This is a genomic window from Virgibacillus sp. W0181 (assembly GCF_051846915.1).
GTDB lineage: Bacteria > Bacillota > Bacilli > Bacillales > Amphibacillaceae > JBPYCR01.
Window position 1 is genome coordinate 1 of record NZ_JBPYCR010000050.1, and the last position, 16,044, is coordinate 16,044.

A 16,044-nucleotide genomic window follows, 5' to 3' on the forward strand; every position below is an offset into this window, starting at 1 on the left:
TTTGTCGCCATGAGTATTGTGGGAATGAAAGGTGCGATTATAACAACTAATATCCATTTTTTTCAAAAAGAGAAGGATGGCTTATTAAGTGCACCCTTCTACATTAAATTTCGTTCCTATACCATTTAAAATGTTATTGATAAATCATAAATAAAATGAAATTCTAAGAAAAACAAAGAAAACAGGCGAACAAGTTAGTATATAGAGGGAGTATAAATTTTTGTGCATAGCTGTCTAGCTTAATCGCCCAGAAACTAGGCGACTTCCCGCAGCGCCTTACGATAAAGAAGACTTGCCGAAAGGCTTTAGACAGCGGCTTAGTCGCCCTTATGCCCTTGGGTGAAAGTTATCATCGATTCGGTAAGACAAAGGAGGGCCGACTAAACACGGCCTCCCGCGCCAACGTCGGCATACCCCTTTTGCAGGGGCATGATTCCTTTTAGATGAACTGTCTTACGCCTCTAGCGTAAGACTAGTGAATCTTATACTCTGGAGTGAATCTCAGGATGGTTTGGAATGTTCGATTAAAACCGCCACTTTGCGTGGCAAATCTTTACGGTGGGGCGAAAGCGAAGCTACAGTCCCAACATCGAACCACCAGCTCCCGTCTGGCGCAGTCGCTACGTTTCTAAGCGGGGCGCTTGCGCTTTTCTTAAGATTCAAATGTTGCTGCGATCTTGCGACGATGCATCATTTGTTAGAAAAAATAGTTGTCCAAAACCTATCACCAGTTTAAGAAGAAAAAGTATATGTATATTCTTCTTCTTTTTTGGCATATCTTTTAATAATAGAAAAGATTTGACGAGGTGGGTGTAAATGAAACGAATTGTCTGGGATTCCATAAAAGTTTTTGTTATATTTATAGCATGTACATTTATATTTTATTTTGGACTTCGGCTAATGCATTCCGAATATGAACAATATCATCGCTACGATCATCCGGAAGGTCCGGCCGTGAAAGTGTTCAGTGAAGAGGAAAGTATCATTGACCGTCTGAACTTATTTTTTAGACTAGGAGAATAAATGTGTTAATGAATGATGCGTACGAGGATTTTTTTCACTTTTTAAAAATTGAAAGAGGCCTTTCTGAAAATACGATCACATCCTACCAAAGAGATTTGAAACAATATGGTACTTATCTTCGTGAAGAACTACGAACAAAAGATTGGAATGTGGTAAGCAGAACTGACATCATTGCTTACCTCTATACATTAAGAGATGCAGGGAAATCCCCTTCTACGATTTCCCGATCCATTTCATCAATCCGATCTTTTCACCAATTTTTAATTCGTGAACAGCTTGTCCATCACGATGCCAGTTTACATATCGAAACGCCCAAGAAAGATAGAAAACTCCCGAAAATCTTGTCTTCAGAAGATGTAGACAAACTGCTAAAAATAGACGGAAATTCGGTGCTCGATATTCGAAATAAAGCGATGGTAGAGTTGCTCTATGCAACTGGACTTCGAGTGACGGAGCTAATTACGCTACAAGTGAGTGATCTTCATTTAACACTTGGTTTTGTCCGCTGCTTAGGTAAAGGGGAAAAAGAAAGAATTGTACCACTGGGTGATGTAGCTAAGGAAGCAGTGGAGAACTATTTATATCATTCTAGAAATAAGCTTGCGAAAAGAAAAAAAGATGAAAATAAATTATTCGTTAATCAACATGGGAGGCCTTTAACACGGCAGGGATTCTGGAAAATACTAAGAGTGATTGCTAGAGACGCTGGGCTAACGAAACAAATCACACCACATACGTTAAGACACTCTTTTGCAACACATTTATTGGAAAACGGCGCCGACTTACGTTCTGTACAAGAGATGCTTGGGCATGCCGATATTTCAACTACGCAAATATATACACATGTGTCTAGGGCTAGACTAAAAGATATATATCAAATCTATCATCCCAGAGCATAGAAGGATACTAAGAAATGTAGTGTGAAAGGAAGGAATAGAAGTATGGAGTTTAAACGAGCCTTTGTAATTGTATTGGATTCCGTTGGTATTGGACAAGCCCCGGATGCAGCCGAGTTTGGTGATGAAGGAGCGGATACGCTCGGGCATATAGCACAATGTATGAATGGATTGGACATGCCACATATAGGGAAACTCGGGTTAAGCAATATTAAAGAAATAAAAGGTATTGAAAAGCAAATACAACCCGCGGCACATTATACAAAAATGCGTGAGGCATCTAATGGAAAAGACACGATGACAGGTCATTGGGAATTAATGGGATTACGAATTGACCAACCATTTCGCACGTTTCCGGAAGGTTTCCCCCGGGAGTTAATTCATGAATTAGAAAAAAGGACGAATAGAAAAATCATAGGCAACAAACCTGCATCCGGGACGGTTATCCTTGAAGAGCTTGGCGAAGAACAAATGAATACCGGCTCGATAATTGTGTATACATCAGCTGACTCTGTTTTGCAAATAGCCGCGCATGAAGATGTAGTTCCTATTGAAGAACTTTATACTATTTGCGAAGTTGCCCGTCATCTTACATTGGATGAAAAGTATATGGTTGGTCGAATTATTGCTCGTCCTTTTGCAGGCAAACCAGGATCCTTTATACGAACGCCTAATCGCCATGATTATGCGTTAAAGCCATTTGGCAGGACGGTGCTGAATGAAATGGATGATGCAGGTCTCGATGTAATCGGGCTTGGAAAGATATCTGATATTTATGACGGTGAAGGAATTACAGAATCAATACGAACGTTAGATAATGACGATGGGATGACAAAATTAGTCGACTGTTTAGATATATCTTTTCATGGGCTTTGCTTTTTAAATTTGGTCGACTTTGACGCTAAGTATGGCCATCGTCGTGATGCGATTGGTTATGGAAAAGCATTGGAAGCATTTGACCGAAGGCTTCCGGAAGTATTAAATAAATTGAAAAAAGACGATTTATTAATCATTACAGCCGATCATGGTAATGATCCGACGCATCATGGAACAGACCATACGAGAGAATACGTTCCTTTGATGGTATATCATAAGGGTATTACCGTCGGAAAGGAATTGCCTATACGTCGATCCTTTGCTGATGTAGGAACGACAATAGCAGACAATTTTAGATTGCCTTTTCCGGAATATGGAGAAAGTTTTTTAAAGGACATTATAAAATAGCAGTCAACATTATGTGCATAAAGTGGCTGGGACATAACTAGTCTCGAATAAATAAAACCGGTGGTGTTTATTGAAAAAAACATAAACACCACCGTTTTTTCTTTGTTTTTAGGTGAAGAAGCACCATTTCCATCGGAAATGGCAGTGTACTTTCAAGTTTACCGCCATTAATACAAATCCAACTCATTATGCACTTCCGGATTTCCCCGTACGGACATACGAGTGAAACCTAAATTAGCTTTCAAAAATCCAAAAACTGGCTCGACATCTATTTTGCGTTTCCCATAGATTTCACCTGTTTTCTCGTTTGAAAGCTTCGCTTTTACATATTCTTTTTGCTGTTCCCATTTTTCATTATAAAATAATTTTCTGTTTTTGCCTTCTGCAGCTTTAGTACAGGAGAGACGGAGTGGACAGCCTGTACAGCCTTCACTCTCATAGACTTTAAATGTCCGTTTAAATCCATATCTATCTTTTCGGTTTGATTCATACGCATAATACAATCTTCGGTCATTTGGACAGATAAATGAATCTGTTGCTTCATCATATTCCCAATTTGCCGTTTTAAATGGATCACTTTTAAACTTCTTCTTTTTTTCTTTCCGATATTGATTATATGTAATTAACGGGATTCGCTTGCGCACATGCAATACATCATCGTAATTTTGTTCACTGCCATATCCCGCATCGCCAACGATGTAGGTCGGTAAGTCAAAATACTTCTCTACAATCGTATCCAAAAACGGTATTAGTGTCCGCGTATCAGTCGGGTTAGGAAATATATCGTAAGCTAACGCATATTGGCCTTCTGTTGCGATTTGTAAGTTATACCCGGCTTTTAATTGACCATTTCTCATATAATCATCTTTCATTCGCATAAATGTGGCGTCATGATCTGTTTTGGAGTAGCTATTTCTATTCTTAAAAATTTCCATGTCACGCTGATACTTCTGTTTTCGAGTAAGGAAATCGCCGAATTGTTTTCGGTATTTCTTCGGCTCCTTGCGCTCTGACCGCAATTGTTTACGTTCACTCGCTACATCAGACTCGTTAATCTTTTTCGTGTAAGTATCAATCGTGTCGTCCAGCTTATCAACGATTAACTCTATTTCTTTCACGGACAGTTCTTCATCGTTTTCACGCTCAATAGCTGGAATAATTTCTTTCTCCAGTAACTCGTCATACATAGCATTCGATTTCTCAACAAGAGTGGAACTATATCGCTCCACGGCTTTACGCCACACGAAAGTAAATTTATTCGCATTCGCTTCGATTTTTGTACCATCGATAAAAATAGCTTCTGCCTCAATTTCCTTTTCTTGGACCAGCTTCGAACGGAATTGAACAAAGCATTGCCGTAATAACTCTGCAACTTGAGGATTGGTACGGAAGCGATTAATGGTTCGATAGGACGGTTCATAACCTTGAGCCAACCACATCATACGGATACTATCTTTTAATAATGCCTCAATTTTCCGTCCGGAAAATACGGATTGTGTATACGCACATAAAATAATTTTCATCATCATACGTGGATGATAAGCTGGACAACCTGTCTCGCGTGCAAAGTCTTCAAAAGGTTCTTCCGGAATACTTTCAACTAAATCATTCACGGCAAAAGCAATATCATTTTTATCTAATTTAATTTCTAAATCTAAAGGCAAAACTATTTGATTCATGGTATAATGTTTAAACATAAGAACACCTCCGGTAATTAATGGTTTAGTCACTTTTATTTTACCAAAAGGTGTTCTTTTCTTCATTATTTTTTGATTGAATTTTCATTATATTTTACACACCCAATAAAAAGTGGAATCCAAGTTAAAATCCTGGATTCCCTTTTTTATTCGCTGGGTTTTGTCCCAGCCTCTTTTTACATTTAAAATTATAATAGTCTTAAAGTTGAAATATCTTGTAGCCTTCTTTTATCTACATTCAAGATCTATGCACAGAATGTGCGAATACGAGAAGACTATTGGTGACATACAATTTAATCAGTTTCATCATCCTATATCTAACTTTTATAATTGTATGGATTTATAGTTATAAAATAAATCTTTAATGGGCATCCTACATGTATTAATGAACGTAATCACGATGCAAATAAAAAGCATTTGAAGAACATGGATTAGTGGAGGGAAAAACGATGAAAAAAATAATGATAATTGGATTTTTAATTAGCGCGACAATTTTTGGGAAAGTTGTATATGCAGAAGAAAACGGTAAAACAGAAGAGAGCTTAAGTTTGGCGTCAAAAGCGAAATCAGCCATATTGATTGAACAGGATACAGGTAAAATATTATATAGTAAAAATGCGGAAGAAAGACTTCCCCCGGCAAGCATGACAAAAGTGATGACGCTTTTATTAATTATGGAGGCAATTGCTGAAGGGGACCTGAAAATGGACGAAACCATAAGGGTAAGCGAACGTGCCTCATCTATGGGAGGATCCCAAATATTTCTGGAACCCGGAGAAGAAATGTCGGTGGAAAATTTACTGAAAGGGATATCGATCGCTTCAGCTAATGATGCAAGTGTAGCGCTTGCAGAAAGAATTGCTGGAAGTGAAGAAGCTTTTGTTAAAAAAATGAATGAAAAGGCAAAAGCACTTAAATTAAAAAATACAAAGTTTCAAAATTCATCGGGATTGCCAGCAGACGATCATTATAGTACATCACATGACATGGCTATGATCGCAAAGGAATTACTAAAATATGAACAAATTACAGAATATACATCAATTTATGAAGACTACTTAAGAAAAGGAGAGGAAAACGAATTCTGGTTAGTCAATACAAATAAATTAGTACGTTTTTATCCAGGAGTGGATGGGTTGAAGACTGGTTACACCAATGAAGCAAAGTATTGTTTAACCGCTACAGCCCAAAAAAATGATATGCGTGTTATTGCTGTAGTGATGGGTGCAGAAACATCGAAAGAAAGAAATGCAATTGTGTCGCAAATGCTTGACTATGCTTTCAATCATTTTGACACGAAAAAGCTATTTGATAAAAACGAAACGGTAAGTCAGTTAAAACTATTAAAATCAGAACAATCTACTGTTGATATCGTTACATCCGATTCTGTCAGTACGGTCCATAAAAAAGGGGAAAAACCGGAAAATATTTCAACAACAATCAAAGTGCAAGAACGAGTGAGTCTCCCGCTTAAAAAAGGAGAACATGTTGGTGTACTCCAAGTAAAGAGTAATGGTAAAGTACTTTCAGAAACTTCTTTAGTCGCTAAGGGAGATGTTAATAACGCATCTTATTTTACATTGCTTAAACGATCATTACAGCAAATTGTACAAAATTATTAAAGAGTGTTCACAGCATCTTCGGTAAAAATCTCTATATGAATGAGCTCCTTCGTTATGTACATGTTTAGATATTGTGCGTAAATGTTCATTCTCCGTCTGAATTTAAGAATGACGGTGTACGTTGCATTTTGACGAAAAATTTCTAGTTTTGTCATGAGGCAGGATTTTAAGCAGTTGATACAGAATGCTTAAGATAGCAGTTTTTAAAGGAGGGAAACAAGTGAGTCTAACTTCTAGTTTTATCGTAAAAGAAGATGTGCTAGTTGTTCGTTTAGCAGGAGAACTGGATCATCATGAAGCAAATCAATTGCGAGAAAAATGGCAGGACACAATTTATAAAAACTCAATCAAGCATATGATCTTGAATTTGGAAGCTGTCACCTTCATGGACAGTTCCGGGCTTGGGGTTATGTTAGGAAGATATAAAGAAGTGCTGCAGCTTGGTGGAGAAATGATTGTTTGTTCAATTTCCCCACCAATTTCCCGTTTATTTGAAATGTCCGGAATGTTTAAGATTATTCGACAAGAAGAAAATGAGGAAAGCGCGTTATTTTCATTGGGGGTGGCTTCATGAAAAACGAGATGGTCTTACAATTTTCAAGTAAAAGTAAAAATGAATCTTTCGCAAGAGGGACTGTAGGTGCGTTTGTTACACAATTGGACCCAACCATGGATGAGTTAACAGAGATAAAAACCGTTGTGTCCGAGGCAGTTACAAACTCGATTATTCATGGGTATAACAATGATCCAAATCAATTAATTAAAATAATTTGCATACTACATGAAGAAGAAGTTGAACTAATTGTAAAAGATACCGGATCAGGTATATCCGATGTGGAAGAAGCACGGCAGCCATTATTTACATCTAAGCCGGAATATGAACGTTCAGGTATGGGCTTTACGATTATCGAAAATTTTATGGATTCTGTAGAAGTTCTTTCTGACCCCGGAGAAGGAACAACCGTTACGATGAAGAAACAGCTGTCAAAAAGTAAAACGGTTTGCAATTAATAAGGGGGTCCTGCGATGAAGGTAAATGTAGAGCGTGAAAAGCAAAAGGGGACCTTAACAAATGAGCAAGTCAAGGAATATATATTAAAAAGCCAGCAAGGAGACCGTCAAGCAAGGGATCTGCTCGTCGAAAAAAACGTTCGCCTTGTCTGGTCAGTTGTGCAACGTTTTATTAATCGAGGTTATGATCCAGAAGATTTATTCCAGATTGGTAGTATTGGGTTAATTAAGTCAATTGACAAATTTGATTTATCCTATGATGTTCGATTTTCTACGTATGCTGTACCAATGATTATTGGAGAAATTCAACGTTTTATACGTGATGATGGTAGTTTGAAAGTGAGTCGAACAATAAAGGAAACAGCGAATAAAATAAGAATTAAAAAAGATGAATTAACAAAACAGCTAGGGAGGTCCCCAACAGTTTATGAAGTTGCAGATGCACTGGATCTTACAGCTGAAGAAGTATCGCATGCTCAGGAAGCGTCGAAATCACCCCATTCCATTCATGAGACGGTCTTTGAAAATGATGGTGACCCAATTACATTGCTCGATCAAATTGCTGATAAGGATGGCAGTTGGTTTGATAAGTTAACCTTGGAAGAAGCAATAAGGGACTTAAGCGAGCGAGAAAGATTAATTGTTTATTTGCGCTATTATAAAGATAAAACCCAGTCGGAAGTAGCCGAAAGACTCGGCATATCTCAAGTACAAGTTTCTCGTCTCGAGAAGAAAATATTGCATGATATGAAAAGTAGAATGAAACGATAAAATCATCTGTCAATCAGGTGATTTTTTTGTGCTTGTTTTTAGTTAGCATAAAGTGAATATAAAAGAGCAATTTATAATAAATTAGTGCCTCTTTTTTTTCTGCATAAATATTAGGATAGTCACAAATACTATTTTTATCAGGTAGATATTTAAAGGTGTGAGGTACATGTCAAATATCGTATACATAAGAATGAAAAAAATGATTAAAGTAAAAGAACTGAAACATATTAAATTGGCTCATATAGCTTATATATCCACGGTAGCAGAGAATAGTGGCACTTTATATGAAACCCCAATCTACCGTATAACAAAAAAAGATAATAATTTAGTCGTAATTGACAGTTTTACGGTAATTAGGCATTTAAATACGATTTATAATGGTTTGGAATTCCAATTAGTAGGACCGGATCATACATTAGTTGAGGTAAATAATAAAAGCAAACAACCATCTATACTTATCGCTTCATTTGTATGGATTTTATTGTTTATAGGAACAGCAATGACGATTATGAATTTTCATTATGATGTCAGCATGCAGGAGGTACATCAGAAGTTACATTATCTGTTTACCGGTGAACAAACGCCATATCCACTTTGGATTCAAATACCCTATTCGTTCGGTCTTGGTGCAGGGATGTTACTATTCTTTAATCATTGGTTTAAAAAAAGATTTAATGAAGAACCAAGCCCCTTGGAAGTAGAAATATTTAATTACCAACAAAATATCGACCAATATACCGGTCATTATGAGAATGAGTTGAATGATAAAGATATTTATTATTAATATTTTCGAAGCAATTATCGGGTTTGCCGGGGGCCTTGCTGTCGGAAGCGGGTTTGTTGCAATAATTACAGTGCTTGGGATTATTCCGAGATTGATTCAATTAAGCAGGGCAAACCATTTAGTGAAAGTGTACGGAGCTTGTGCTCTTTTAGGAACACTGTTTGGAACGTACCTTTCTTTTATAAATGTGGCATGGAATAATCCAGTGATTGTACTTATCGTTTGGGGTGTGTTTCACGGGATATTTAACGGAATGCTTGCAGCAGCGCTTACGGAAGTGCTTAACGTTTTCCCCATTCTATCCAAACGGCTTGGAGTTAGTAAGTACATCATGAGTTTGCTAATGGCAATTGTATTTGGCAAAATTTTCGGTTCATTATTTCAATGGATTATTTTATCAAGATAAGTGAATAAGGATGGGAAGGTAATATTGATGGTAAGCGATACAAAGAAGAAAGTATCTGTGTCAAAAAGAATTAAAGACAATGAAAAATATATGAAAAATCGAATTGGTGCGGATATTTCGTTCGATATTGGATTTCGCGAGCTCGTTATTTTAAAACGGCAAATCCAGTTATATTTCGTTAATGGGCTTGTAGACGATGCTACCGTTGTTGAAATAATAAAGATTCTTATTGAGATTAATGATAATGAAACAAATGATAAAAAGTTGTTCGAGATTATTGAGAATCGACTTGTTAACCAACAGGTAGAAACTACGAAAACAATGGACGAGTCTGTTGACGCCTTATTATCAGGGCTTATCGTTGTTTTTATTGATGGGGAACCTTATTCATTCATTGTTGATGTTCGTCGTTATCCGGGCAGAACACCCGAAGAACCTGATACGGAAAGAGTGATACGTGGTTCAAGAGATGGATTCACAGAGAATGTCATTGAAAATACAGCACTTACGAGAAGAAGGATTCGTGATGCCAGATTAAGGCATGAAATGTTGAAAGTTGGCGAACGATCCAAAACAGATGTATGTGTGTGTTACATAAAAGATGTAGCTGACAATGATCTTGTGGAATATACAAAAAACAAAATAAGAGCAATCGAAGTGGACGGGCTAACAATGGCGGATAAAGCGTTGGAAGAATTTATTATTGGCCGAAGCTGGAATCCATATCCGATCGTTCGATATACCGAAAGACCTGATGTTGCAGCAAGTCATATGCTAGAAGGTCATGTCATTATTATGGTTGACACTTCCCCAAGCATTATTATTTTGCCGACTACTTTTTTTGATCATATGGAACATGCTGAAGAGTTTAGGCAAACACCTGCTGTTGGTACGTTTATTCGCTGGATTCGTATACTTGCTCTCCTTGCTTCGTTGTTTTTATTACCTTTTTGGCTAATGGTTGTCATGGATCCAACCTTACTGCCACAATCATTATCATTTATAGGACCAAATGAAGAAGGAAACATCCCTATTATTATACAAATAATTTTAGCAGACTTGGGAGTGGAATTTCTTCGGATGGCGGCTATTCATACACCGACACCCTTAGCTACAGCGTTAGGTTTAATAGCGGCAGTATTAATCGGGCAAATTGCTGTTGATGTCGGCATGTTAAGTCCGGAAGTGATATTGTATGTAGCAATAACGACGGTCGGTTCTTATGTTACACCGAGTTATGAGTTAAGTGTTGCTAACCGAATCATAAAACTTTTATTAGTCATAGCTACAGCGGCTTTTGGTGTAATTGGATTTACAGTCGGCATTACGGTATTTATTTTGTTTCTCGTTCGATTAAAGACATTAAAAACACCGTATTTTTGGCCTTTTATACCGTTCAATGCTTCCGCTATGTACAAGTTTCTCTTTCGTATTCCGGTTCCTTTTTCCAATCTGCGGCCCAGCTCTATCCATCCTAAAAATAATTATCGACAGCCGAAAGGAAAAAAGCAGAACAGAGACTAGTCTGTTTTATTACTTTCGTTTTCAACGCCATTATGATAAAGTGTTTTTATCAACTATGCGGTATAAATCATGAATCGATTTGTTCGCCACACGGTTTGTTGAGTATAAAAAGCTAATCGATAATCTATACGTAAAATGGGGGATAGCTATGGCCATTGAACATCATCCGTTTACATTAAATGATAAAGGTCATCTGGAAATTGGCAAGATGGACGCTACTTATCTTGCAGAAAAATATGGTACACCTTTATATGTCTATGATGTTTCACTCATAAGAGAAAACTGCAGGGCGTTTGTTGATACATTTAAACAATTAGGTGTGAAAGCCCAGGTCGCATATGCAAGTAAAGCATTCTCTTCCATAGCGATGCTCCAAGTCATTAAGCAAGAGAATTTGAGTTTGGATGTTGTTTCGGAAGGAGAATTATATACCGCTTTACAGGCCGATTTTCCGGTGAAAAAGATCCACTTGCATGGTAACAACAAAAGCTATGACGAGCTTTCCATGGCGATCGAGCACGATATCGGCTGTATTGTAGTCGATAATTTTTATGAAATTGAATTAATCGAGCGTATTTTAAAAGAACAGAATAAAAAAATGGATGTTCTTGTTCGCGTTACCCCAGGTATTGAATCCGATACACACCATTATATTATGACAGGTAATGAAGATTCCAAATTTGGTTTCAATATGAAAAACGGTCAGGCAAATAAAGCTTTTGAACGATTGCACGACCATGAATACATTCAATTCAAAGGATTGCATTGCCACATCGGATCACAAATTTTTAGCACGGACAGTTTTTTAAAAGCTGTTGAGTTATTATTTGAGCAGTTGTCAGCATGGTATAATCATTATAACTATGTTCCTGAAGTAGTGAATCTTGGTGGAGGATTTGGTATTCGTTATGTAGGAAGCGATGATCCGCTGCCATTTGAAAACCATGTTAAAAAAATTGTACAAGCGGTGAAGGATCAAGCATCTGCTTTGAAAATTCCCATGCCAGAAGTATGGATCGAGCCTGGACGATCGATTGTTGGGAATGCAGGAATAACGTTATATACTGTTGGATCTATGAAAGATATACCGAATGTGCGGAAGTACGTTGCAGTTGACGGCGGGATGGCAGATAATATAAGGCCCGCGTTATATGAGGCAAAATACGAAGGAATAGTTGCGAACAAAGCAAATGAACAGGCGGAAAACAATGTATCGATCGCAGGAAAGGCTTGTGAGTCCGGTGATATGCTTATTTGGGACTTGAAGGTTCCGGCAATTGAACCCGGCGATATTCTTGCAGTATTTTCCACAGGCGCATATGGGTACTCCATGGCTAACAACTACAACCGATTTCGAAAGCCCGCGGTTGTCTTTGTGGAAGATGGTGTCGATAAACTGGTAGTTAGAAGAGAAACGAATGAAGATATTTTGAAAAATGACTTATCATATGAATAAGAATTATGAATGGTTTAGCAAAAGTATACAATACTAATAATGTAAAGGGGAATATACGAATGTCAAAAAAAGGTATTATTATTATGGAAAATGGAAATGAAATCAAATTTGAATTATATCCAAACGAAGCTCCTGGTACGGTAGCAAACTTTGAAAAGTTGATCAACGACAAATTTTATGATGGATTAGCATTTCACCGTGTTATTCCGGGATTTGTGAGCCAAGGAGGTTGCCCGAACGGGACAGGGACTGGATCAGCAGGATATACAATTAAGTGTGAAACAGAGGGAAATCCGCATAAACATGCAGAAGGCTCACTATCAATGGCACATGCCGGCAAAGATACAGGTAGCTGTCAATTTTTTATTGTACATGAAGCACAGCCACATTTGGATGGAGTCCATACCGTATTTGGACAAGTAACTTCTGGCATTGAACACGCAAAAAGTATGCAAAATGGGGATAAAATGAAGGAAGTAAAAATTTATTCCGAATAATAAAAGCTTTTTAAAGAGCCTGCACGTAACGCAGGCTCTTTGTTTAAGAGAAGATTGCATGCAACAATTACAGACGGAAAATTCCGGGCATTGGACTGCGGTCTAAACAATAGTAATAGCATTTTTTAGGATGTGAATAATGGATCCTGGAGTTATTTTATATCTAATCATTATTGTAGCCCCGTTTAGTCTTCTTTTGCATGAAATGGGGCATGTATTAGGGGCAAGAATCGTTAAATCGGAATATATTAAACTATCGATTGGAAGTGGAAAGAAATTATTTAATCTTACCTGCTTGGTTCCAATTAATATTTCGTTTCATCAATGGTTTTTTTGGGGAGCATATACGAAAAGCAAAAGAAAGATTCCTTTAAATTCATTGGAATCTGCAATCGTTTCTGGCCTTGGACCAATCGCCAGCATTATAGTTGCCTTTGTTTTTTATTATATAAACAATTTATTTGCTCATCCATTTATAAATGTATTTGTTTTATTTAATCTCTGGGTAGCATTGGTAAATATAATTCCTTTTAAAATTGGGAATAAACAATCGGATGGATATATGATTTTGAAGGCATTGTCAAAATAGGTGAATAGAATAGTATAATTCACAGTTTACTTGTTTATACTTACTAAAGGGTCGAATAGTTGATTGTCACGGGTAAGGTAATGTTATTTGACAAATAAGGTAGAATGATGCATAAATGAATATACGGACAAATCTTAAGGTTATTTTCTTAAAGTTAGCTAGATGGTAGATAGGATATCATAAATGTATAATCATGGCTCACTGTGGCTTAAATAGTTGTCGTCGTTGTCATAAATGGCGCTTCTAAGATATTCCTTTAATGAGGGGTTAATATGTTAATTCGCTATAAAAGAAATCAAGAAAAAATTGCTATGGGACTACTCTCTTTCATGCCTGAAGAAAGAGATGTAAAAGTGCTGCAGCAAACGATAAAAGAATACGAATCAAATTCCAACTGGCATTTGTACCTTTGGAAAGAAGAAGCTTCTGTTGTTGGTGCGATTGGATTGAAAATAGAAGATGAACTGAACGTAGTTATTCAACACATTTCAGTAAATCCATCTTATCGCAATTTAGGAATTGGCAAAAAAATGATTCAGGAAGTAAAGCAGCTTTATCAAGAAAAATATGCTGTTTGCGCTAATAGTGTAACGCAAGGTTTTTTCAATAAATGTGAAGAAGAACAAGGTGAAGGTATAGAATAAATTTCTGTTCGATCGAAATGGAAAGTATTTTGTCCAATTTGTTTAAGCAGATAATTCGTCAAGTCAGCTTTCTAAAAGGCTGACTTTTCTGGCTTAAAAAGCATATTAAACCAAATAACTAAATATATTGTGAATTAGAAACAGCATGCTTATTTTTCAATTCTTTCATAATCCCCCATTTTTCCCTTCATTTTTTATAAAGCGACCTATTTAGAATTATGGAAATTTTTCCTTGTATGGATATTTGCTGCGATTAGCAATTAGTAGAGGGTGTATAGGGTATGAATCAACCGAATACATACAAAGTAAAGCTGGATACATTTGAAGGTCCTCTTGATTTGTTATTGCATTTAATTAATCAGTATGAAATTGATATTTATGATATCCCTGTCGCACAGATTACGGAACAGTACATGCAATACTTACATGCGATGCAGACGATTGAATTAAATATTGCTAGTGAGTATCTTGTAATGGCTGCAACTCTTGTTGCCATTAAAAGCGAGATGCTATTACCGAAGCAAGAACTACCCGAAGATCAAGAAGAATATATGGAAGATCCCAGAGAAGAGTTAATGCAAAGATTAATCGAATATCGTAAATATAAAGAAGCGGCTTTACAGTTACAAAACAAAGAGGCTGATGAAAGCCGGATATATACAAGGCCCCCCCAAAACTTTCACGAACTTAAGGAAGACGTCCCGACAGAAAAGGGTAATATATCCATATACGATATGCTTAGTGCATTGTCGAATGTATTACAACGACAAAAATGGAATGAACCATTAGATACAAAAATCAATCAAAGGGAGATCACCCTTGAAGAGCGTATGGAGGAGATTGTACAATTACTTTCCGGAAATCCAACTGGTATTTTATTTGATGAATTATTCGATTATAAAGCAAAGTCGCAAATAGTTATTTCCTTTATGGCTTTGCTTGAATTAATGAAAAACAATAAAGTGTACTGTAAACAAGAAAATCATTTTGATTCATTATATGTTTATTCAATGGGGGATTAATGATGGAAATCTCTGAACTTAAAGGCTTGCTTGAAGGATTATTGTTTGCATGTGGAGATGAAGGTGCGACGATCAAACAATTAGCAAATGTTATGGACGTTACGACCTCATCCGTAGAGCATTTGTTGGAAGAATTAAAGTATGATTATGAGCATACGGAGCGCGGGATGATGGTTATTCAGTCCAACGGAATCTATCATTTAACTACAAAACCTGAACACAGTCATTATTTTAAAAAATTACTAGAAACTCCTCAGGCGAACCGCCTATCCCAAGCTGGTCTGGAAACATTAGCTATCATTGCTTACGAGCAACCAATAACAAGAGTTGAAATTGAAGAAATCCGAGGAGTGAATAGTGATCGCCCTGTGCAAACATTATTAGCAAAATCGTTGATTGAAGAAGTCGGACGTCGAGATGGTGTCGGTAGGCCGGTATTGTTTGGTACTGGAAAAGACTTTTTAACATATTTTGGTTTAACGTCGTTAAATGAATTACCACCCCTTCCGGAAAACACGGAAAACCAATCATTGGAGCAGGAAGCTGATTTGTTTTTTGATCGTTTTCAAGAAATGGAAGAAGATAATAATCGATCCTAATGTTATGCAAATTATCACTTTTGAAGGTCAGAAAGCATAAATCTTGTGCATAGCTGACTAGCTTCGACGTCCAATTCTTTCCGGTTGGACGACCATTTAAGCGCAGTCTTAGGAAGGTACGCTTTTAGCCTGCGAGGGCGCTTGCGTTTTTCTTAAAAGATAAGAATGTATATAATTTTCCGCATATCTGTCTAGCTTCGACGTACAGGATGTTCTAGTGCAAATCTTTTCGGTGGGGCGAGCATTTACGCGCAGTCCCAGGCGGAGCCACAGGACGTG

The 16,044-nt window shown here is 37.0% G+C and carries 16 protein-coding genes and 1 pseudogene; 16 read left to right on the forward strand and 1 reads right to left on the reverse strand.

Annotated elements, in window-relative coordinates:
• The first annotated feature begins 816 nt into the window (after nt 1–816).
• From ACLIBG_RS14630 to deoB, 3 genes are read left to right on the forward strand one after another with little or no spacing between them, the layout of a single operon-like run.
• On the forward strand, nt 817–1,023 hold the full coding sequence (locus tag ACLIBG_RS14630) for a YqzK family protein (RefSeq protein WP_439313502.1): 207 nt from the start codon (nt 817–819) through the stop codon (nt 1,021–1,023).
• Nucleotides 1,024–1,031: 8 nt separating this feature from the next.
• Nucleotides 1,032–1,922, forward strand: a complete 891-nt coding sequence (xerD, locus tag ACLIBG_RS14635) for a site-specific tyrosine recombinase XerD (protein ID WP_439313517.1) — start codon at nt 1,032–1,034, stop codon at nt 1,920–1,922.
• Nucleotides 1,923–1,964: 42 nt separating this feature from the next.
• Nucleotides 1,965–3,143, forward strand: coding sequence for a phosphopentomutase (gene deoB / locus ACLIBG_RS14640; protein WP_439313503.1), 1,179 nt, complete (start codon nt 1,965–1,967; stop codon nt 3,141–3,143).
• Nucleotides 3,144–3,279: 136 nt separating this feature from the next.
• Here deoB and ACLIBG_RS14645 read toward each other — a convergent pair.
• Nucleotides 3,280–4,840 (reverse strand): annotated as a pseudogene (locus ACLIBG_RS14645) (IS1182 family transposase); the annotation flags it as partial.
• 449 nt (nt 4,841–5,289) lie between these two features.
• Between ACLIBG_RS14645 and ACLIBG_RS14650 the strand changes: the two are divergent.
• The 13 genes from ACLIBG_RS14650 (at nt 5,290) to scpB (ending at nt 15,765) form a co-directional block, all read left to right on the forward strand.
• Nucleotides 5,290–6,462 carry a D-alanyl-D-alanine carboxypeptidase family protein gene (locus ACLIBG_RS14650; RefSeq protein WP_439313504.1) on the forward strand — a complete coding sequence of 391 codons (1,173 nt, stop codon included), beginning with the start codon at nt 5,290–5,292 and terminating at the stop codon, nt 6,460–6,462.
• Nucleotides 6,463–6,682: 220 nt separating this feature from the next.
• The gene (gene spoIIAA, locus ACLIBG_RS14655; protein ID WP_439313505.1) at nt 6,683–7,036 is read left to right on the forward strand and encodes an anti-sigma F factor antagonist; all 354 of its coding nucleotides are present in this window, start codon (nt 6,683–6,685) and stop codon (nt 7,034–7,036) included.
• Nucleotides 7,033–7,473: an anti-sigma F factor gene (gene spoIIAB, locus ACLIBG_RS14660; protein WP_439313506.1), complete on the forward strand. Its 441-nt coding sequence runs from the start codon at nt 7,033–7,035 to the stop codon at nt 7,471–7,473. The genes spoIIAA and spoIIAB overlap by 4 nt, the downstream gene beginning before the upstream one ends.
• 15 nt (nt 7,474–7,488) lie before the next feature.
• Nucleotides 7,489–8,244 carry an RNA polymerase sporulation sigma factor SigF gene (gene sigF / locus ACLIBG_RS14665; protein WP_439313507.1) on the forward strand — a complete coding sequence of 252 codons (756 nt, stop codon included), beginning with the start codon at nt 7,489–7,491 and terminating at the stop codon, nt 8,242–8,244.
• A 166-nt stretch (nt 8,245–8,410) separates the two neighbouring features.
• A complete protein-coding gene (locus ACLIBG_RS14670; RefSeq protein ID WP_439313508.1) occupies nt 8,411–9,028 on the forward strand; it encodes a stage V sporulation protein AA in 618 nt (205 codons plus the stop codon).
• Nucleotides 9,006–9,434: a stage V sporulation protein AB gene (locus ACLIBG_RS14675; RefSeq protein ID WP_439313509.1), complete on the forward strand. Its 429-nt coding sequence runs from the start codon at nt 9,006–9,008 to the stop codon at nt 9,432–9,434. The genes ACLIBG_RS14670 and ACLIBG_RS14675 overlap by 23 nt, the downstream gene beginning before the upstream one ends.
• Nucleotides 9,435–9,461: 27 nt before the next feature.
• Nucleotides 9,462–10,958 carry a spore germination protein gene (locus ACLIBG_RS14680; protein ID WP_439313510.1) on the forward strand — a complete coding sequence of 499 codons (1,497 nt, stop codon included), beginning with the start codon at nt 9,462–9,464 and terminating at the stop codon, nt 10,956–10,958.
• 148 nt (nt 10,959–11,106) lie between these two features.
• The gene (gene lysA / locus ACLIBG_RS14685; protein ID WP_439313511.1) at nt 11,107–12,414 is read left to right on the forward strand and encodes a diaminopimelate decarboxylase; all 1,308 of its coding nucleotides are present in this window, start codon (nt 11,107–11,109) and stop codon (nt 12,412–12,414) included.
• Nucleotides 12,415–12,473: 59 nt separating this feature from the next.
• Nucleotides 12,474–12,911, forward strand: coding sequence for a peptidylprolyl isomerase (locus ACLIBG_RS14690; RefSeq protein WP_439313512.1), 438 nt, complete (start codon nt 12,474–12,476; stop codon nt 12,909–12,911).
• Between the two features lie 139 nt (nt 12,912–13,050).
• Nucleotides 13,051–13,500 carry a site-2 protease family protein gene (locus tag ACLIBG_RS14695; RefSeq protein ID WP_439313513.1) on the forward strand — a complete coding sequence of 150 codons (450 nt, stop codon included), beginning with the start codon at nt 13,051–13,053 and terminating at the stop codon, nt 13,498–13,500.
• A gap of 272 nt (nt 13,501–13,772) precedes the next feature.
• Nucleotides 13,773–14,144 carry a GNAT family N-acetyltransferase gene (locus ACLIBG_RS14700; protein WP_439313514.1) on the forward strand — a complete coding sequence of 124 codons (372 nt, stop codon included), beginning with the start codon at nt 13,773–13,775 and terminating at the stop codon, nt 14,142–14,144.
• 281 nt (nt 14,145–14,425) lie between these two features.
• Nucleotides 14,426–15,166 carry a segregation/condensation protein A gene (locus ACLIBG_RS14705; RefSeq protein WP_439313515.1) on the forward strand — a complete coding sequence of 247 codons (741 nt, stop codon included), beginning with the start codon at nt 14,426–14,428 and terminating at the stop codon, nt 15,164–15,166.
• Between the two features lie 2 nt (nt 15,167–15,168).
• On the forward strand, nt 15,169–15,765 hold the full coding sequence (scpB, locus tag ACLIBG_RS14710) for an SMC-Scp complex subunit ScpB (protein WP_439313516.1): 597 nt from the start codon (nt 15,169–15,171) through the stop codon (nt 15,763–15,765).
• Nucleotides 15,766–16,044: the final 279 nt, after the last annotated feature.